The organism is Sedimentimonas flavescens, assembly GCF_025154035.1.
Classification (GTDB): Bacteria; Pseudomonadota; Alphaproteobacteria; order Rhodobacterales; family Rhodobacteraceae; genus Rhodobacter; species Rhodobacter flavescens.
In genome coordinates this window covers 168,482-188,248 of record NZ_JAOALJ010000003.1, presented here as the reverse complement: position 1 = coordinate 188,248, position 19,767 = coordinate 168,482, and the positions used below count along the sequence as shown (strand labels likewise).

The window sequence follows — 19,767 nt, the reverse complement described above, 5'->3', positions numbered from 1 at the left end:
GCCTGATGCGCAACCCGAGTGCAAGCCGGCGGCGGAGGGAAACCCTGCTCCGCCGCCGGCACGTATGCAATCAGTAGCGGTAGTGCTCCGACTTGAACGGGCCTTCGACGGTGACGCCGATATAGGCGGCCTGGTCGGGGCGCAGTTCGGTCAGCTTGACGCCGATCTTGGCGAGATGCAGGCGGGCGACCTTCTCGTCGAGATGCTTGGGCAGGATATAGACGCCGGGGCCGTAGTCGTCGCCCTTGGTCCAGAGCTCGATCTGCGCCAGTACCTGGTTGGTGAAGGAGGCCGACATCACGAAGCTCGGGTGGCCAGTCGCGTTGCCGAGGTTCAGGAGGCGCCCTTCGGACAGCAGGATGATCCGCGCGCCCGAGGGCATCTCGATCATGTCCACCTGGTCCTTGATGTTGGTCCATTTGTGGTTGCGCAGGGCGGCGACCTGGATCTCGTTGTCGAAGTGGCCGATGTTGCCGACGATCGCCATATCCTTCATCGCGCGCATATGCTCGATGCGGATGACGTCCTTGTTGCCGGTGGTGGTGATGAAGATGTCGGCGCTGTCGACCACGTCCTCAAGCACGACGACCTCGAAGCCGTCCATCGCGGCTTGCAGCGCACAGATCGGGTCGACCTCAGTCACCTTCACACGGGCGCCGGCACCACGCAGCGAGGCAGCCGAGCCCTTGCCCACATCGCCATAGCCGCAAACCACGGCAACCTTGCCGGCCATCATCACGTCGGTTGCGCGGCGGATGCCGTCCACCAGCGATTCCTTGCAGCCGTACTTGTTGTCGAATTTCGACTTGGTGACGGAATCGTTTACGTTGATCGCCGGAAAGGGCAGCAGGCCCTTCTTGTGCAGGTCGTAAAGGCGATGCACGCCGGTGGTGGTCTCTTCGGAGACGCCCTGGATCGCGTCGCGCTGCTTGGTGAACCAGCCGGGGCTGGCGGCAAGACGCTTCTTGATCTGGTTGAACAGGCACACTTCCTCGTCCGAGGTCGGCACGGCGATCAGGTCGGTCTCGCCCGCTTCGACGCGCGCGCCCAGAAGGATGTAGAGCGTCGCGTCCCCGCCATCGTCGAGGATCATGTTGCAGGTGCCGCCCTCGCCGCCGAACTGGAAGATCTTGTCGGTATATTCCCAATATTCCTCAAGGGTTTCTCCCTTGACCGCGAAAACCGGCGTGCCACCCGCCGCAATCGCCGCCGCCGCGTGATCCTGCGTCGAGAAGATGTTGCACGAGGCCCAACGCACATCCGCGCCAAGCGCCTTGAGCGTCTCGATCAGCACGGCGGTCTGCACCGTCATGTGCAGCGAACCCGCGATCCGCGCGCCCTTGAGCGGCTGCGATGCGCCGAATTCCTCGCGGCAGGCCATCAGACCCGGCATTTCGGTTTCGGCAATGTCCAGCTCCTTGCGGCCGAATTCGGCCAGAGCGATGTCCTTGATGATGTAATCAGCCACGGAAGGCCCCCATTCCTTGATTTGGGCGCTATGTAGCACCGCCACCCTTGCGCGGCAATGCAACGCCGGAAGGGCGGTTTACAGCCAACCGCGCATTCGCTAGCACCATTGCCAGAAACAGGGGGCCGCGATGGCACGCGCATGGCAAAGGATGCTCTCGGGGCGCAGGCTTGACCTGCTGGACCCGACGCCGCTCGATATCGAGATCGAGGACATCGCGCATGGGCTGGCCTTCGTTGCGCGCTGGAACGGGCAGACACTTGGCGATTTCGCCTATTCGGTGGCCGAGCACTCGCTACTGGTCGAAGAGATCTTCGCCCGCCAGAACCCTGGCATCGGCGCGCGCTGGCGTCTGGCCGCGCTGCTGCACGACGCACCCGAATATGTTCTGGGCGACATGATCAGCCCGGTGAAGGCCGCGATCGGGAAAGGGTATAACGAACTCGACACGCGGCTGACGGCTGCGGTTCATCTGCGCTTTGGCCTGCCCGCCACCCTGCCCGCCCCCATCAAGAAGGCGATCAAGGTGGCCGACCTGATCTCGGCCCGGCTGGAGGCCGAGCAGATCGCAGGGTTTTCCAAGGCTGAGGCGGATAGGTTGTTCGGAAAGACCGATGCTTCGGTCATCCGGGGGCTGACGATCCGCCTGCGTCCGCCCGCCGAGGTGCGCGCGGCCTATACCGCGCGCCACACAGAGTTGCTTGCCGAAATCACCGCGTGAATTTCTGGACGCGGTTCCGCGGCGCACGCTGCGCCTGGCCACCCATGGCAAGAGTGAGCACATCTGCAAGAATCCGGATCATTTTCTGATCTCCTTTGTTATGGTCATGCCCCTTATTTGCATTGACTTGCGGTGATTTGCGAGTCAGGAATTTTTCATCATCTGTTAGATAAATTTACATATGAGCGAAATCGACTGGAGAAAGATGCCGGCCCTGACCTCGTTGCGCGCCTTCGCGGCGACCGCACGCGAGGGGGGATTCAGCGCGGCTGCGCGGCGGCTGAACGTGACTCATGCGGCCATCGCCCAGCAGGTGCGTGCGCTGGAATCCGACCTCGGGCTGAGCCTCGTGTGGCGCGAGGGGCGCAACCTGAACCTCACGCCCGAGGGCGAACGCCTGGCCGCCGCGCTTGAGGATGGCTTCGGGCAGATTCAGTCGACGCTTGAAGCACTGCAAAGCCAGAAGACCGACAAGCCGCTGACCATCACCCTGCCGCCGACCTTCGCGGCCGAGTGGCTGATGCCGCGTCTTGCCAAGTTCTGGAAGGCCCACCCCGAGATCGCGCTGTCGCTGCTGCCCGACCCGCGCAATGTCGAGCTGCGCGAGGTGGGCGCAAGCCTCGGCATCCGCTTTGGCACCGGACGCTGGCCCGGTGTGGTCTCGGAATATCTGACCGCCGCGCCGCAGGTGGTGGTGGCCGCGCCGGAATTGCTGAACGGGCGCTCGAAGCTCTCGCTGCGGGAAATGTCGATGATGCCCTGGATCCGCGAGCGCGGCTGGCCCGAGCTGATGCAATTGCTGGAATCCATCGGGCTAAAACCCGCCGCGCTGAAATTCACCGATTTCCCGAATGAGGAATTGGCGCTGTCCGCCGCGCGCGAGGGAATTGGCTTGCATCTCGAAACCGAGGCGCTGATCGAGGAAGATCTCGAGAACGGCTGGCTCGTGAAAATCCACGAGATGAATGACGAAAGCCTGGGGTATTATGTGGTCAGGCCGCCGGGGCCAATAAGCCCGGCGGCCCGAACGCTGATCGACTGGCTCAGATCGCAGGTCTGATCAGATCGCCAGATCTTCAAGCGATTTACCGGCATCGAGTGCGGCCTGCACCCATTGCGGTTTGCGCCCGCGCCCGGTCCAGGTTTGCGAAGGATCGGCCGGGTTGGCATATTTGGGCGCGACGGGCTTGCGGGTTTTCGCAACTGAAACCCCGGTCAGTTCCGCGAGGGTAAAACCCATTTTCTTCGCGGCTTCTTCCAGCTCGGCCAGGGCTTCGTTTTTCTTGCGCTCTTCGAAAGAGGCAATCGCACGATCCACCTTGGCGCGCAGCGCCTTGAGTTCGTTCATCGAGAGGTCGTCGAGTTTGATATCCATGATCTTCCCTGAAATGTTTTTCAGAGATAACCATTTAATGCCCGAAAAGGCCAATTGTACTTTTGTCAGCTTAATTAACGCGGGCTGCGCTTGGCCAGAATACGCTGAAGCGTCCGGCGGTGCATATTCAGACGCCGCGCGGTTTCCGAAACATTGCGGTCGCAAAGCTCGTAAACGCGCTGAATATGTTCCCAACGCACGCGATCCGCGCTCATCGGATTTTCGGGCGGGGGCGGCAGGGTTTCCCCCTTTGCCAGCAGCGCATTGGTAATATCGTTGGCGTCCGCGGGTTTCGACAGATAATCGGTCGCGCCCATTTTCACCGCCGCCACGGCGGTGGCGATGGCGCCATAGCCGGTCAGCACGACGATCCGCGCATCGGGGCGCCGCTCGCGCAGCGCCTCGACCACGTCGAGGCCATTGCCGTCCTCCAGCCGCAGATCCACGACTGCATAAGCCGGGGGGCGGCTTTGCGCGATGGCCTTGCCCGCCGAAACCGTCTCGGCCGTTTCGGTCTGAAAGCCGCGTTTCTCCATGGCGCGCGCGAGGCGGGACAGGAAGGGAACGTCGTCATCCACCAGCAAAAGCGTGCGGTCAGACCCGAGTTCGGCAAATTGATCGTCGGCCATGTGCTCTCCCCATGCGTTCCGAAAGTCTTAGGCGGTCGGAACCGTCTGGTCAAATTCCCTTTATGTTACTGGGAGTTTTTCCATGCATCGACGAAACAGGAAACCTGCTCCGCCATTTGCTCGGGCGTCGTGTCACGATTGAAGAATTCGACGAAACCGATTTCGGGGAACACCAGATAGGTCTGGGTCGAATGGTCGATCAGAGTATAGGGGTCGCCGGGGTTCTGAACCTTGAAATAGGTCCGATAGGCTTTGGAAGCGACCGCGATCTGCTCGGCCGAGCCGGACAGGCCCAACATCTTCGGATGCATAATCTCGGTGAACTCGGTCAGAAGCTCGGGCGTGTCGCGCTCGGAATCGACCGAAACGAATACCGGCGTCACGTCATAGCCGCGCTCATCAAGAAGGGTGACCGCTTCGGCATTGCGCGAGCTGTCCAGCGGGCAGACGTCGGGGCAATAGGTATAGCCGAAGTAAAGCAGGCTCGGTTTGGTGAAGACATCCTTGTCGGTAACCGTCGCGCCGGTTTCCGAAACCAGCGTGAACGGCCCGCCCAATTGGCCCGTCCCGCCCACCACGCCACGACGGCACTGGGCGAAAATATCCTCATCGCCGCCCTGCGTGAACAGCACGGTTGCGCCAAGACCGGCGACGACGGCGGCCGAGGCCAGAATGGCGGCGAAGCGCGGAGTAAGTGCCATGGGTAGTTCGTTCCTTGTCCTGCATTGATCGCTTGGGCGCACCCTACTATCAAGTTAGGCGGGATAAAATGTGACAACCAGACCCATCTTTGGGTCGATCGGGGGCAGAATGGCGGAACGGCTTGAAGCAGGCGCGCAATTCGCCGAGGCGCATCACGACTGGGTTCGCCTGCGCACGCTGATCTTTCTGCGCTGGACCGCGATCATCGGGCAGCTCGGCGCGATCTTCGTGGGCTGGTGCTGCTATGATATCGCGCTGGATCTGCCGCTAGCGCTGGCAACGGTGGGCGCGGCGGTCGCGGCCAATATCGTGGCGATCTTCCTGTTCCCGCACAGCCGCCGCCTCAGCCAGGCCGAGGTGACCGCGACGCTGCTCTTTGATACCGCGCAGCTTGGCCTGTTGCTGGCGCTCACGGGCGGGCTGAACAACCCCTTCGCGCTGCTGATCCTCGTGCCAGTCACCATCGCCGCCACCGCGCTTGAACGGCGCCCGACAATCCTGCTCGGGATCGCGACGATCCTGATCATCTCGATCGTCAGCCAGTTCCACCTGCCGCTGATCACCCGCGACGGCACCATGATCGAGATGCCCAGTGTCGTCGAGTTCGGCTTCTGGGTCGCCATCGTGATTGGCGTCGTCTTTCTGGGCGCCTATGCCCATCGCATCTCGAGCGAGATCCACTCGATGAGCGATGCTCTGCTGGCCACGCAGCTTGCGCTGGCGCGCGAGCAGAAACTGACCGATCTGGGCGGGGTTGTCGCGGCGGCAGCGCATGAACTGGGCACACCGCTGGCGACGATCAAGCTGGTGTCCTCCGAGCTTGCCGATGAGCTGACGGACAGCCCCGATCTGCATAGCGACGCCATCCTGATCCGCGAACAGGCCGACCGCTGCCGCGATATTCTGCGCTCGATGGGTCGGGCGGGCAAAGACGATCTGCACCTGCGCTCGGCCCCGGTTCTGGCCGTGTTGCGCGAGGCGGCAGAGCCGCATCTCGATCGCGGCAAAGAGATCCTGTTTGACGTGAACCCCGGCGAAGCCGGCGCCGAACGCCAGCCAACCGTCTACCGCTACCCCGAGGTGATCCACGCCCTGCGCAACCTGGTGCAGAACGCCGTGGATTTCGCGCGCAGCACCGTCTGGGTCGAGGCCGAATGGACCGACCAGACAATCCTCGTGCGGATCACCGACGACGGGCGCGGCTATGCGCCGGGCGTAAAAAACCGGATCGGGGATCCGTTCCTGCAAAACCGTTCGGGCGACCGGAGCCAGCGCCCGGAATACGAGGGCATGGGCCTTGGCCTCTTCATCGCCAAGACGCTGCTTGAGCGCACCGGCGCCCATCTGCGCTTCAGCAACGGCCCCGAATCCTTCATCCCCGAGGTCAGCCACGCGACCCGCTCGGGTGCCATGGTCGAGGTCAGCTGGCCGCTCGCGCGTCTTGTGATTGAGGATGGCACCGGGCTTGGAGAGAACCAGCCGATCACCGCGTGAGGCTCGGTTTTCCTACGGATTAACCGGCTGTTAACCATTCTCTCGCGAAACTCCGCCGGATACGGGGCGGAAGGGCGCGCGGATGCAGTTCGAGTGGATGCAGGCACTGGTCATCGTGGTAACCTCGGTCGGTGCGGCCTTTCTGGCCCTGTTTGGGCTCAGCGTTCTGGCGCCGCGCAGACCCGCCGGGTTGGCGCCGACCGAGGGCCATCTGGAACCCGTCGTCTTCCTGTTTGACGAGCACCGGCTTGTCGATGCCACCGCTCCGGCCCGCGCGCTGCTTGACGGCGCCGCCACCGGGCAAAATGAATGGGCGCGGCTGTCGGCCTTCCTTGCGCCCCGCTTCGACGATTTCACCCAAAGCCTCGCGCAACTGGCGCAGCGCGGGCGGATCGAGTTGACCGGGCGCGACGGCGAAGATGCGCTGCGCCTGACCGCCGAGGATGTGAACGGCCTTGCCCGCATCACCCTGGCCGATCCCGCGGCCGAAGGGGCTGGCGTGATGGTTGACGGGTTGTCACATCGCGCGCAGGGGCTGGAACTCGATCAGCTGCGCCAGACGCTTGATCACGCGCCCTGCCCGATCTGGCGTGAGGATGCAGGCGGGGCAGTCATCTGGGCCAACCGCGCCTATGCGCAGCAGGCGGGTGTGCTGGACGCGCTGGCGTGGCCCCTGCCCCGGCTGTTCGAAACGCCGGGCAGCCCGGTCTCGAACCCCGCCCGGCTGCGCAGCATCATTGACGGCCATTGGTTCGACTGCCACAGCCACGCTCTCGGGCGCGAGGCACTGCATTTCGCCCTGCCCGCCGATGCCACCGTACGCGCAGAGACCAGCCTGCGCGAATTCGTCCAGACGCTGACCAAGACCTTCGCCGACCTGCCCATCGGCCTTGCGATCTTCGACCGCCAGCGCCAGTTGCAGATGTTCAACCCCGCGCTGCTTGATCTGACGCATCTGACGCCGCAGTTCCTCTCGGCCCGACCCACGCTTTACGCCTTCCTCGACCGGCTGCGCGAGGCCCGCATGATGCCCGAGCCACGCGACTATGCCAGCTGGCGCCAGCAGATGAGCGCGCTCGAACAGGCCTCGGCCGCCGGATACCATACCGAGACATGGTCGCTGCCCAATGGTCAAACCTACCGCGTGACCGGGCGACCGCATCCCGATGGCGCCGTGGCCTTCCTGTTCGAGGATATCACCTCTGAGATCGGCCTGACCCGCCGCTTCCGCGCCGAGCTTGAGATGGGGCAGGAGGCGCTTGACCTGATGCCTGATGCGCTCGCGGTGTTCCTGCCCTCGGGCGAGTTGGCGTTGTCGAACGCCGCCTATGGCGTGCTTTGGGGGGTCGAGCCGGAGGCCACGCTCGGCATCTTGACGATGCAGGACTCGCTTGGCCAATGGCGCGCGCAGTGCGAGATTGAGGGGCTTAGCACGGCCATACGCAATCGCACCGCGCAGGGCGGGCGCGGGGAAGCGGTCGAAGGCTTGGCGCAGATGCATGGTGGTCAGACCCTGCGCTGGCGCGTTGCCCCGATGAGCGGGGGTGCAACACTGGTCAGCTTTACCCCCGCCATGGTGGCCGCCGCACCCCAGGAGGCCACCATGCCGTGATACGGGCTTGCGGCAGCTACCGGGCAGGGTAAAACTGCCGCCATGCCCGATTTGCTGTTTCGCCTGCCCCTGCCCGACGCCGATGCCACCGCCCGTCTGGGTCAGCGGATGGCGCAGCTTGTCCGGCCCGGCGATGTGCTGCTGCTTGAAGGCCAGATCGGCGCGGGCAAGACCCATTTCGCCCGCAGCCTGATCCAGACCCGTCTTGCCGCGCTGGACCGGAGCGAGGATATCCCCTCGCCCACGTTCACGCTGGTGCAGGTCTATGATGCCGCGCCCGAGATCTGGCACGCCGACCTTTACCGGCTTACCCATCCCGACGAGGCAATCGAACTGGGGCTCGAGGAGGCCTTCGACACCGCGATCTGCCTGATCGAATGGCCCGACCGGCTGGCCGAGCTGGCACCGCGCAAGGCCCTGACCCTGCGCTTCGAGCTGACCGATGCCGGGGCCTCGCGCTGCGTGAGCTTCCTTGGCGATGCCGACTGGGCCGAGCGCCTGACGGATCTGCGCGATGCCTGATCGCGCCGCACAAATCACGCGCTTTCTGGTGCAGGCCGGGTGGGGGCAGGCACAGCGGGCACCGCTTGCGGGCGATGCCTCGGCCCGGCGCTATGAACGGCTGACGCAGGGCACAGCGCGTGCCGTGCTGATGGATGCCCCTCCGGGGGATGAGGTGATGCGTTTCCTGCGCATGGCACGCTGGCTGCGGCAAAATGGGTTTTCCGCCCCTGAGATTCTGGTAGAAGCGCCGGAACAGGGTCTACTGCTGCTTGAAGACTTGGGCGATGCGCTGATCTCGCGCCTGGTCGCGCAAGACCCCGCGCGCGAGGGTGCGCTTTACGCCGAGATCACCGGCTTTCTTCTGGCCCTCCACCGCCTGCTTCCGCCCGATTTCCTCGCCCCGCTCGATGGCCCCGCACTGGCCGAACTGCTGCGCCTGACGCCGGAATGGTATCCGGTGCGCTCGCGCGACGCGGCCGAGGCCCTGCCCGACCTGATCGCGCAGCACTACGCGGCGCTGAATCGTGAGGCCCCGGTCACCTGCCTGCGCGACTTCCACGCCGAAAACGCGCTCTGGCTGCCCGACCGCCAAGGGGCCGCGCGGCTTGGGCTGCTCGACTTTCAGGACGCCGTGGCCGCGCATCCGGCCTATGATCTCGTCTCGGCGCTGCAAGACGCGCGGCGCGATGTCTCGCCCGAGACCGAAGCGCGCGAGCGCCGCCGCTATGCCGAGGCCGCCACCATCGATTTGCCTCGGTTCGAGGCGCTCTATGCCCTGCTTGGCGCGCAACGCGGGCTGCGGATCATAGGCGTCTTCGCGCGGCTCTGCATGGCCATGGGCAAGGCGCATTACGTCGATCTGATGCCCCGCACCTGGGCGCATATAGCGCGCAACCTGACCCACCCGGCCCTGGAAGACGTCGCCCGCACCGTCCGCGCCGCCTTCCCTGCCCCCACGCCCGACCTGATGCAAAGGATCAAGGAGCAATGCGCACAACGCCCGATGCATTGATGCTGTTCGCGGCCGGATTCGGCACGCGCATGGGCGCGCTGACTGCGAACCGCCCCAAGCCGCTGATCCCGGTGGCGGGCAAGGCGCTCATTGATCACGCGCTTGACCTGACACGCGCGGCCGGGATGGCGCGCGTCGTGGCCAATGTGCATTACTTCGGCGATCAGGTCGTGCGCCACTTGGCCGGTCGTGATGTGCTGATCTCGGATGAGACCGAGGCGATCCTTGAAACCGGCGGCGGGCTGCGCAAGGCGCTGCCACTTCTGGGTCAGGGGCCGGTTTTCACACTCAACACCGATGCGGTCTGGAACGGGCCGAACGTCATCTCGACCCTGCGCAGCCAGTGGGACGGGGCGCGGATGTCGGCACTTCTGGCGCTGATCCCGGCGGAAAAGGCCGTCGGTCATCGCGGCACGGGCGACTTCGCGCTGGATGCCGAAGGGCGGATCTCGCGCGGCGGTCCCTATGTCTATACCGGTGCGCAGATCCTCAATCCCGCTGGAATAGAGACGATTTCGGAGGCTGCCTTCTCGCTCAACCGGCTCTGGGATCGCATGATCGCCGAGGGGCGCGCTTATGGCGTGCTGCATCAGGGCGGCTGGTGTGACGTTGGCCGCCCCGAAAGCATCCCTCTGGCCGAAGCCATGCTGGAGCAGGCCGATGGCTGAGGGCACCGTCTTCGCCCTGCCCCCCGGCGTCGATTTCGCACGGGAGTTGGTACAGGGCCTCATCGCGCGGATGGAGGGCCAGCCGCCCGAGGCCATGGCCCGCGTGCAGCTAATTGTGAACACCGGGCGGATGCAGCGCCGCGTCCGCGAGGAATTCGACCGCCACGGCGCGCGGCTGCTGCCACGCCTGCGGCTCGTCACCGACCTCGGGCGCGATCCGCTGGCAGGGCTTCCGCCTGCGGTGCCCTCGCTCCGGCGGCGGTTGGAACTGGCGCAACTGGTCGCGCGTATGGTCGCGCACCTGCCGGGGTTCGAGGCGGGCTCGGGCATCTTCAGCCTTGCCGACAGCCTCGCCGATCTGATGGCCGAGATGCATAACGAAGGCGTCACCCCCGACCGCTTCGATCAGGTCGAAATCGCCGAAACCCATGCCGAGCACTGGCGCCACGCGCTGGCCTTCATCCGCATCGTCACCCGGTTTTTCGAGGATGAAACCATCCCCGATGCCGATGCCCGCCAGCGCCGCGTGATCGAGGCGCTGGAGCGCAGCTGGCCCATCGATCCGCCCCAGGATCCGGTCATCGTGGCAGGCTCGACCGGCTCACGCGGGACTACGGCGTTGTTGCTGCGGGCCGTGGCGCGACTGCCCAAGGGGATGATCGTCCTGCCGGGGTTTGACTTCGATATGCCTGAAAATAGCTGGAATAGTCTCTATTCCGGCGATGTTCCGATCGAGGATCACCCCCAATTCCGCTTCCATGCGCTGCTGCAAAGCCTGAATCTGCCGCGCGACCAGGTCGCGCGCTGGACCAAGGCCGCGCCTCCGGCACCCGAGCGCAACGCGCTCCTGTCGCTGGCGTTGCGGCCCGCACCGGTCACCGATCAGTGGCTCAGCGATGGCCCCACCTTGGGCGATCTGCACCCCGCCTGCGAGGGAATGACCCTGATCGCCGCGCCCGATCCGCGGCGCGAGGCCAATGCCATCGCCCTGATCCTGCGCGAAGCCGCCGAAACCGGCACGAAAGCCGCGCTGATCACCCCCGACCGGATGCTGAGCCGCCGCGTCACCGCAGCACTCGGCCGTTGGGGCATCATCCCCGACGACAGCGCGGGGGCGCCGCTGCATCACACCGCGCCGGGGCGCTTCCTGCGCCATATCGCGACCATGCGCGGGCGCCGCCTGACGTTGGAGTCGCTGCTCATCCTGCTCAAGCACCCGCTGACGGCGACCGGCTCGACCGAGCGCGGCAACCACTTGCGTTACACGCGCGAGCTGGAACTGCGCCTGCGCCGCTACGGCCCTGCCTTCCCCGATGGCGACGCCCTGCGCGCCTGGGGTCTGCGCGGAGATATCGCGCAGCAGCAATGGGCCGACTGGCTTGCGGGCGCGATTGCCGGGCTGGAAGAGGCGCCAAAGATGGTGCTTTCTGCCTGTATAGAGACACATTTGCGCTTCGCTACTGCCTTTGCGGCGGGCCCGGGCGGAGCGGTCGAGGCATCGGGCCTTTGGGGGGGTGACGCGGGGATGGCCTGCCTGCGCACGATGAATGAGCTGTCCTCCGAGGCCACCCATGCCGGGGATTACTCGGCCGGCGATTATGCCGATCTGATCAGCCGCCTCTTGCAACGGGGTATGGTGCGTCAGACCGGTGCGGCGCATCCCGGCATCGCTATTCTCGGCACGCTCGAGGCCCGCGCCCATGCGGCGGATCTGATGATCCTGGCCGGGCTGAACGAAGGAAGCTGGCCCGAAACGCCCGCGCCGGACCCTTGGCTGAGTCGCCGGATGCGGCTGGAATCGGGTCTGTTATTGCCTGAACGGCAGATTGGCCTGTCGGCGCATGACTTCCAGCAAGCAATGGGTGCGCGGCGCGTGGTGATCAGCCGCGCCCGCCGCGATGCCGAAGCCGAGACGGTGCCCTCGCGCTGGCTGAACCGTCTGACCAACCTTCTGGGCGGGCTACCCGCGCAACACGGCCCCGAGGCGCTGGCCGCGATGGAGGCGCGCGGCAAACACTGGCTGGACCTCGCCGAGGCGGTGGAAACACCGCGCGAACCGATCCCGCCCGCACCGCGCCCCTCTCCCCGCCCGCCGGTCGCCGCGCGCCCGCGCGAGCTGCCCGTCACCGCGATCCGCAGCCTGATCCGCGACCCTTACGCGATCTACGCCGGGCGTATCCTCCGCCTGCGCCCGCTTGACCCGATGCGCCCCGCACCCGACCCGCGCCTGCGCGGGCAGGTGCTGCACCTGATCGTCGAGCGGTTCATCCGCGAGCGCACGGACAACGAGCCGCCCGAAGCCGCCGAGGCCCGCCTGATGCAGATTTCGCAAAGCGTGATGGAAAGCGAGATCCCCTGGCCCAGTGTGCAACGCCTCTGGCTTGGCCGGATCGCGCGCATCGCCCGCAAGTTCCTGCGCGACGAGGCCGAGCGGATGCAGCGCGGCACCCCCGCCGTGATTGAGAAAAAAGGCTCTGTTCCGCTGCAAACTAGCCTTTTCACCCTTACCGCCAAACCCGACCGGATCGACATTCTCGAAGACGGGCGGGCGCAGATCTACGATTATAAATCGGGCAAGCCCCCCAGCGACGATGCCGTGCTGCATTTCGACAAGCAGATGCTGCTGGAAGCCGCGATGGTCGAACGCGGCGGGTTTGACGCGCTCGGGCCTGCCGGGGTGGCGGGGATGACCTATATCCGGCTTGGCGGCGATGGCGAGACGCGCGACATCAAGCCCAAGGAGACCCTTGATGAGGTCTGGGACAAGTTTGAGACTCTGATCGCGCGCTACCTGACGCCGGAGCAGGGCTACTCGGCCCGCCGCGCCTTACAGAAATCGACCGACGCCAGCGATTACGACCACCTCTCGCGCTTTGGCGAGTGGGAGATGAGCGACGACCCGACACCGGAGGATCTGGAATGAGCGCCCCCGACCAGGCCACGCAGCGCCAGATCGCGGCGGCGAACCCGGTAGCATCGACCTGGCTCTCGGCCAATGCCGGATCGGGCAAGACCAAAGTGCTGACAGACCGCGTCGCACGTCTGCTTTTAGGCGGAACAGAGCCGCAAAAGGTGCTTTGCCTGACCTACACCAAGGCCGCCGCCGCCGAGATGCAGAACCGCTTGCTCAAGCGCCTCGGCTCCTGGGCGATGCTAGGCGATGCCGAGTTGCGCGCCGAGTTGCGCAAACTGGGCGAAGAGGGCGAGATCAGCCCCGAACGCCTTGGCCGCGCGCGACGCCTGTTCGCGCAGGCGATCGAGACGCCGGGCGGCTTGAAGATCCAGACGATCCACTCGTTCTGCGCGGCTCTGCTGCGGCGCTTTCCGCTGGAGGCCGGCGTTGCCCACGGTTTTCGCGAGATGGATGACCGCACGGCGGCCGTGCTGCGCCATGATATCCTCGAAGAGATCGCCGGGGGCGAGGACCGCGCGGCCTTCGACGGGCTGGCGCGGTATTTCTCGGGTGACGATCTGACCAAGCTGATCAACGATATCAGCCGTAATAGACACGCTTTTCCGGCTGATTTCGACCATTCGGCGGCGCTTGAGGTCTTCGGCCTGCCGCCCGATTACACCATCACGCAGTTGCTCGACGATGTGTTCGGGCCGGGCGATCTGAGGCTGCTGCATGACCTCGCACCGATCCTTTTGGCCAGCAGCCCGAGTGATATCAAGCTAGGCACCGTCTTCGCCGGGATCGAAGAGTTGACGCTTGAGGCCCTGATAAAGCTCGAATCCGCCCTGCTGTTCGGCAGCGGGCCTAACGCCACCCGGCCCAAGATCGGCTCGATCCCCACGAAAGCGCTGCGCGAAGGCCCCGCCGCCCCCTTTATGAGCGGACTGAGCGCCCTGATGGAGCGCGTGGCCGATGCCCGACCGCGCCGACTTGCCCTTGCCGCGGCCGATCGCACCCTGGCCCTGCACCGCTTCGCCCGCGCCTTCCTGCCGCGCATGGCCGCGCGCAAGGCCGCGCAGGGTTGGCTTGATTTCGACGACCTGATCGAACGAGCGGCGCATCTGCTGTCCACCCCCTCGGTCGCACAGTGGGTCCTGTTTCGTCTCGATGGCGGGATCGACCATATCCTTGTTGATGAGGCGCAGGACACGAGCCCCGAGCAATGGATCGTCATCGAGCGCCTGACCGACGAGTTCACCGCCGGCGAAGGCGCGCGCGGCGTGCAGCGCACGATCTTTGTCGTCGGCGATCGCAAGCAGTCGATATATTCATTCCAGGGCGCGGATTTGCGGCGTTTTGAGGCGATGCAGAGCCACTTTTCAGCGAAGTTCGCAGCCGTTTCGCGCCCCTTGCAGGAAACCGCACTGCTGCACTCGTTCCGCTCTTCCGAGGCGGTTCTGCGGCTGACAGACCTGACCTTTGCAGGTGCCGCGCAGGGCCTTGGCGGCGCGCCCGAACACATCGCCTTCCACAACCTGCTGCCCGGGCGCGTCGATCTGTGGCCGCCCGTCGAAAAGCCCGAAAAGCCCGAGGATGGCCATTGGGAAGACCCGGTGGATCAGCGCGGCGCCAGCGATGCGCCGCTGGTGCTGGCACGCGCCATCGCGGCCGAGATCCGCGCGATGATCGACGCAGGCACGCAAATCCCCGGCACCCCCGCGCCCCGCCCCGTGCATGAGGGTGATTTCCTGATCCTGGTGCAGCGCCGCTCGGCGCTGTTTGCCGAGATCATCCGCGCCTGCAAGGCCGCTGGCTTGGCGGTTGCGGGGGTCGATCGGCTCAAGCTTGGCGCGGAACTCGCTGTCAAGGATATCCGTGCGACGCTGGCCTTCCTGGCCACGCCCGAAGACGATCTCGCGCTGGCGGAGGCTCTGAAATCGCCGCTTTTCGGCTGGAGCGAGGCGATGCTCTACCGCCTTGCGCAGCCCCGCAAGGGCTACCTGTGGGAGGCGCTGCGCAACAGCGACATCGCCCGGCATACCGTCGAGGTGCTGCAAGACCTGCGCGATCACACCGACTTCCTGCGCCCCTTCGACCTGATCGAGCGCCTGTTGACCCGCCATGGCGGCCGCCAGCGGCTGATCGCGCGGCTCGGGATCGAGGCGGAGGACGGCATCGACGAGTTGATCTCGCAGGCGCTGGCCTTCGAGCATATGGAGGTGCCAAGCCTCACCGGCTTCCTCGGCTGGCTCGATGCCGAGGATATCGAGGTCAAGCGCCAGCTTGAGGGCGGCGGCCGCGCGATCCGGGTGATGACCGTGCATGGCGCCAAAGGGCTTGAGGCGCCGATCGTCATCCTGCCCGACACGGCCAAGCGCAAACCGCCGCAGGGCTCGGAGATCTACCGGCTCAACGACCGGATCGGCGCCTGGAGCACGGCGAAGGCGGAAATGCCCGAGGCGCTGGCGCAAGCGCAGGCTGATGAGGTCGCCCGCGCCGAGGAAGAACGTATGCGCCTGCTTTACGTGGCGCTGACGCGGGCCGAGAAATGGCTGATCGTTGCCGCGGCGGGCGAGGTCGGCACTGGCGGCGATAGCTGGTATTCGCTGGTTGCCGAGGGCCTTTCGCGCGCGGGTGCGCAAGAAAGCCAGGCAATCTCGCCGGACGTGCGCGATCTGGGTTCGATCCGCAGGCTTAGCCACGGCGACTGGCCCGCGGCGGGCGCGACCGCCAGCGCGACCGCCGCGCAGGCGCCGGACATTCCGGCTTGGGCTACGACCTCGGCCCCGCGGCCCGAGCGCGCGGCGCGGGCGCTCTCGCCCTCGGATCTGGGGGGCGCCAAGGCGCTGCCCGGCGATGCGGCCCTGCCCGAAGAAGAGGCCAAGCGCTACGGGCGCCAGCTGCATAGCCTGCTGGAGCACCTGCCCGGCTGGCCCGAGGATCGCTGGTCCGAGATCGCGCACAGCCTGCTTTCCACAGGCGAAGATGCGGCGGATTGTGCTGAAATAGATACTATTCTGGCCGCCGCGCGCCATGTCTTGCAGCTTCCGGAGATGGCCCCTTTCCTTGCGCCCGAGGCCTTGGCCGAGGTTGATCTGACCGCGCGCTTGCCGGAACTCGACGGGCAGCAGATCCACGGCATCGTCGACCGGCTGGTGATCACGGCGGAATGCGTGCGAGTGCTTGATTACAAGTCGAATGCCGTGGTGCCGGGCAGCCCCGACGACGTGCCGCTCGGCATCTTGCGCCAAATGGCCGCCTATCGCGCCGCGCTGCGCCAGATCTACCCCGCGCACCCAATCGAGTGCCTGATCCTCTGGACGCGGAGCGGGCTGTTGATGCCGCTACCCCCCGCACAGTTAGATGCGGCATTGCGCACAGCCACCGCATCTTGACGGGCTGCGGGGTGGGCCCTACCTTCCCCCGCAACCGACCTTTCAGGAGAAGCCCCATGACCACCGCCGTCACCGATGCGACCTTCGATCAGGAAGTTCGCAAGTCCGATATCCCCGTCGTCGTTGATTTCTGGGCCGAATGGTGTGGCCCTTGCCGCCAGATCGGTCCCTCGCTCGAAGAGCTGTCCAAGGAACTGGCCGGCAAGGTAAAAATCGTGAAGGTCAACGTGGACGAGAACCCCGACAGCCCGGCGATGCTGGGTGTTCGCGGCATTCCGGCGCTGTTCCTGTTCAAGGATGGCCAGGTTGTCTCGAACAAGGTTGGCGCCGCGCCGAAGGCCGCGCTTCAGTCCTGGATCGAATCGTCGATCTGAGTCGACACCGACAATTTGCGAAACGGGCGCCTTCGGGCGCCCTTTTCATATCGGCCAGCCGCGCTTGCGCAGATGGCCGAGCAGCGCCGCTTCAAATTCGGGGCGGCCAGCGTTCAGCGCGCGCTTTTGCAAGAACCAGAAGAGGTAGCGGTCGAACTCGGACCGGGTCTTGAGGCTGGCGAAAGCCACATCGATCCCGTCGCGCGGCACCGAGCCCGCAATATGGTGAAAATCGATCCGGGCAAACAGGACGGCGGGCTTGCGGTGAAAATAGCCCTCAAACGCGAGGCTGCTGTTTTGCGTGACGACAAAGCGGCAATTGCGCAGTGCCGCGTCCGACCCGCCCTTCTCGATGCGCAGGCGCGGATGACGCGCGGCGAGGCGCTCCAGCGCCGTGATTTCCTCGGCTGTGTAGCTCTCCCTCGGATGCAGGGTCGCCAGAACCGGCAGATCGGTGCGGGCAAGGGTTTCCTTGATCATCGCGACCGGGCTCATTGCCTGAAAGCTGCGGGTCTCTAACAAACGTCCTTGCAGCGGGAGGAAGCAAAACCCCGCGTCCGAGGGCAGACTTTTGCTGGAATAGAGCCTGTTTCTCCAGTGATCGACAAAGCGCGCGGCCGCGACCGGATCGACGGTCTCAGGCTCAAACCGCGCCTTGGCGACGGGCCAATCCCACCGGGCGGCGACGCGCTCGATCCGCCAGAAGGCGCCCACATAGGCCCGCCGACAGGTCAGCGCGCGGTCATGCGTGGGCTCTTCCATGTGATAAAGCGCATAGCCCTCGCGCCCTGGCGCGGCCAGCCGCTCGGCCAGCGTGCTTTCGCGCAGGTTCACCTGCCAGCCCGCGCCCTGAACCGCGCCGATCAGACGAGCAAGGAAATTGTGCTGGCCCGCCCTGACCCGACCCAATGTCGGCGCGTCGAGATAGATCCAGAGGAGGGGCGCGGTGCTCATGCCGGCAGGTTATCGCCGCCGCGATCTGGCCCGCAAGGCTTGCATGGCCCGCCCGCGCCCCTCATATCTGCACCAACACGGAGGAACACATGGCCGAAGACAAATTTCCGGGCTGGCATGGCACCACGATCATCGGTGTGCGCAAGGGCGGCAAGGTTGTGGTCGCGGGCGACGGGCAGGTCAGCCTGGGCCAGACCGTCATCAAGGGCACTGCGCGCAAAGTGCGCCGCCTCAGCCCCGGCGGGCGCGACGTGGTGGCGGGCTTTGCCGGTTCGACCGCCGATGCCTTCACCTTGCTTGAGCGGCTTGAGAAAAAGCTAGAGGCCGCGCCGGGGCAGCTTGCACGCGCCTGCGTCGATCTGGCCAAGGACTGGCGCATGGACAAATACCTGCGCAACCTCGAGGCCATGCTGATCGTCACCGACGGCGCCGATCTCTACGTCATCACCGGCGCGGGCGACGTGCTGGAACCCGAGCATAACGTGGCCGCCATCGGATCGGGCGGCAATTTCGCGCTGGCAGCGGCGCGGGGGCTGATGGAAAGCGACCTTGATGCCGAAACCGTCGCGCGCAAGGCCATGGCGATCGCCGCCGACATCTGTGTCTATACCAACGGAAATCTGACGGTGGAGAGCATCTCGAAATGACCAATCTCACCCCGCGCGAAATCGTCTCGGAGCTTGACCGCTTCATCATCGGCCAGCAGGACGCCAAGCGCGCCGTGGCCGTCGCCCTGCGCAACCGCTGGCGCCGCAAACAGCTGCCCACCGACCTGCGCGAAGAGGTCTATCCCAAGAATATCCTGATGATCGGCCCGACCGGCGTCGGCAAGACCGAGATCTCGCGCCGCCTCGCCAAGCTGGCGAAAGCGCCGTTCCTCAAGGTCGAGGCCACCAAGTTCACCGAGGTCGGCTATGTCGGGCGCGATGTCGAACAGATCATCCGCGATCTGACAGATGCCGCCATGATCGAAACGCGCGAGCGAATGCGCGAGGACGTCAAGGCCCGCGCCCACAAGGCCGCCGAGGATCGCGTGATCGAGGCCCTTGCCGGCACCGACGCGCGCGAGGCCACGCGCGAGATGTTCCGCCGCAAGCTGCGCGACGGCGTGTTGGACGACAAGATCATCGAGCTTGAACTGGCCGATGCGCCGGGCGGCATGCCGCTTGGCGTCATGGGCGGCCAGCCCGGCATGGAAATGCAGATGCAGGGGCTGCAAGACCTGTTCAAGGCCTTTGGTGGCGCGCGTCGCACCCGGCGCAAGCTGACCGTCTCGGAAAGCTACGAGATCCTGATCTCGGAAGAGGCGGACAAGCTGCTGGACGACGAGGCGGTCAAGACCGCAGCACTTGAGGCCGTGCAGGAATCGGGCATCGTCTTCATCGACGAGATCGACAAGGTCGCCGCCCGCGCCGAGACCCGCGGGGCGGATGTATCGCGCGAAGGGGTACAGCGCGACCTGCTGCCGCTGATCGAGGGCACAACGGTCAGCACCAAATACGGCGCGGTCAAGACCGACCATATCCTGTTCATCGCTTCGGGGGCCTTCCACATCGCCAAACCCTCGGATCTGCTGCCCGAATTGCAGGGCCGCCTGCCGATCCGGGTTGAGCTGCGCGCCCTGACGGAGGGTGATTTCATCCGCATCCTGACCGAGACCGACAACGCCCTGACCCTTCAATACAAGGCCCTTCTGGCGACCGAGGAAGTCACGGTGAGTTTCACCGAGGATGGCATCGCGGCCCTTGCCCGCATCGCCGCCGAGGTCAACACCTCGGTCGAGAATATCGGCGCAAGAAGGCTCTATACCGTGATGGAACGGGTCTTCGAGGAGATCTCGTTCAGCGCGCCCGACCGCGCGGGCGAGACCCTGACGGTGGATGGTGCCTTCGTCGAGAAGAACCTCGGTGATCTGGCGCGCTCGACCGATCTGAGCCGCTACGTGCTCTGAGGGTACTGGACG

At 65.5% G+C, this 19,767-nt stretch carries 17 protein-coding genes; 12 read left to right on the top strand and 5 right to left on the bottom strand.

What is annotated here, in order from left to right:
• Nucleotides 1-70 precede the first annotated feature (70 nt).
• A complete protein-coding gene (ahcY, locus tag N3C64_RS07475; protein WP_260013590.1) occupies nt 71-1,468 on the bottom strand; it encodes an adenosylhomocysteinase in 1,398 nt (465 codons plus the stop codon).
• A gap of 130 nt (nt 1,469-1,598) precedes the next feature.
• Here ahcY and N3C64_RS07470 point away from each other — a divergent pair, with 130 nt between their 5' ends.
• Together N3C64_RS07470 and N3C64_RS07465 are read left to right on the top strand one after the other, a co-directional pair.
• Entirely contained in the window at nt 1,599-2,189 is a 591-nt protein-coding gene (locus N3C64_RS07470) for an HD domain-containing protein (RefSeq protein WP_260013588.1), read from the top strand.
• A 181-nt stretch (nt 2,190-2,370) separates the two neighbouring features.
• A complete protein-coding gene (locus tag N3C64_RS07465; protein WP_260013587.1) occupies nt 2,371-3,249 on the top strand; it encodes a LysR family transcriptional regulator in 879 nt (292 codons plus the stop codon).
• Here the strand turns inward: N3C64_RS07465 and N3C64_RS07460 are convergent, their stop codons facing one another.
• From N3C64_RS07460 to N3C64_RS07450, 3 genes are all read right to left on the bottom strand, one after another.
• Nucleotides 3,250-3,564 (bottom strand): H-NS histone family protein, encoded by a 315-nt coding sequence (locus N3C64_RS07460; protein ID WP_218630031.1) that lies wholly within the window; start codon nt 3,562-3,564, stop codon nt 3,250-3,252.
• Between the two features lie 74 nt (nt 3,565-3,638).
• Entirely contained in the window at nt 3,639-4,193 is a 555-nt protein-coding gene (locus N3C64_RS07455; protein WP_218630032.1) for an ActR/PrrA/RegA family redox response regulator transcription factor, read from the bottom strand.
• Between the two features lie 65 nt (nt 4,194-4,258).
• Nucleotides 4,259-4,894, bottom strand: coding sequence for an SCO family protein (locus N3C64_RS07450; RefSeq protein WP_218630033.1), 636 nt, complete (start codon nt 4,892-4,894; stop codon nt 4,259-4,261).
• A gap of 109 nt (nt 4,895-5,003) precedes the next feature.
• Here N3C64_RS07450 and regB point away from each other — a divergent pair, with 109 nt between their 5' ends.
• From regB to trxA, 8 genes are all read left to right on the top strand, one after another.
• The gene (gene regB / locus N3C64_RS07445; RefSeq protein WP_260013581.1) at nt 5,004-6,389 is read left to right on the top strand and encodes a sensor histidine kinase RegB; all 1,386 of its coding nucleotides are present in this window, start codon (nt 5,004-5,006) and stop codon (nt 6,387-6,389) included.
• A gap of 82 nt (nt 6,390-6,471) precedes the next feature.
• Entirely contained in the window at nt 6,472-8,001 is a 1,530-nt protein-coding gene (locus tag N3C64_RS07440; RefSeq protein WP_260013579.1) for a PAS-domain containing protein, read from the top strand.
• 42 nt (nt 8,002-8,043) lie between these two features.
• Nucleotides 8,044-8,523 (top strand): tRNA (adenosine(37)-N6)-threonylcarbamoyltransferase complex ATPase subunit type 1 TsaE, encoded by a 480-nt coding sequence (tsaE, locus tag N3C64_RS07435; RefSeq protein ID WP_260013576.1) that lies wholly within the window; start codon nt 8,044-8,046, stop codon nt 8,521-8,523.
• Nucleotides 8,516-9,517 (top strand): aminoglycoside phosphotransferase family protein, encoded by a 1,002-nt coding sequence (locus tag N3C64_RS07430; RefSeq protein WP_260013570.1) that lies wholly within the window; start codon nt 8,516-8,518, stop codon nt 9,515-9,517. Before tsaE ends, N3C64_RS07430 begins: the two co-directional genes overlap by 8 nt.
• A complete protein-coding gene (locus tag N3C64_RS07425) occupies nt 9,493-10,185 on the top strand; it encodes a nucleotidyltransferase family protein (protein ID WP_260013568.1) in 693 nt (230 codons plus the stop codon). The genes N3C64_RS07430 and N3C64_RS07425 overlap by 25 nt, the downstream gene beginning before the upstream one ends.
• Complete coding sequence (addB, locus tag N3C64_RS07420) at nt 10,178-13,108, top strand: double-strand break repair protein AddB (protein WP_260013566.1); 2,931 nt, start codon at nt 10,178-10,180, stop codon at nt 13,106-13,108. The genes N3C64_RS07425 and addB overlap by 8 nt, the downstream gene beginning before the upstream one ends.
• Nucleotides 13,105-16,476, top strand: coding sequence for a double-strand break repair helicase AddA (addA, locus tag N3C64_RS07415; protein ID WP_260013564.1), 3,372 nt, complete (start codon nt 13,105-13,107; stop codon nt 16,474-16,476). The genes addB and addA overlap by 4 nt, the downstream gene beginning before the upstream one ends.
• Nucleotides 16,477-16,532: 56 nt before the next feature.
• Nucleotides 16,533-16,850, top strand: a complete 318-nt coding sequence (trxA, locus tag N3C64_RS07410; RefSeq protein ID WP_218630040.1) for a thioredoxin — start codon at nt 16,533-16,535, stop codon at nt 16,848-16,850.
• Nucleotides 16,851-16,895: 45 nt separating this feature from the next.
• On the opposite strand, the gene N3C64_RS07405 is transcribed toward trxA, so the two are convergent.
• Nucleotides 16,896-17,804, bottom strand: coding sequence for a hypothetical protein (locus N3C64_RS07405; protein WP_260013560.1), 909 nt, complete (start codon nt 17,802-17,804; stop codon nt 16,896-16,898).
• An 89-nt stretch (nt 17,805-17,893) separates the two neighbouring features.
• Between N3C64_RS07405 and hslV the strand changes: the two genes are divergently transcribed.
• On the top strand, nt 17,894-18,451 hold the full coding sequence (gene hslV, locus N3C64_RS07400) for an ATP-dependent protease subunit HslV (RefSeq protein ID WP_260013559.1): 558 nt from the start codon (nt 17,894-17,896) through the stop codon (nt 18,449-18,451).
• Entirely contained in the window at nt 18,448-19,755 is a 1,308-nt protein-coding gene (gene hslU / locus N3C64_RS07395) for an ATP-dependent protease ATPase subunit HslU (protein ID WP_260013558.1), read from the top strand. Before hslV ends, hslU begins: the two co-directional genes overlap by 4 nt.
• Nucleotides 19,756-19,767 lie beyond the last annotated feature (12 nt).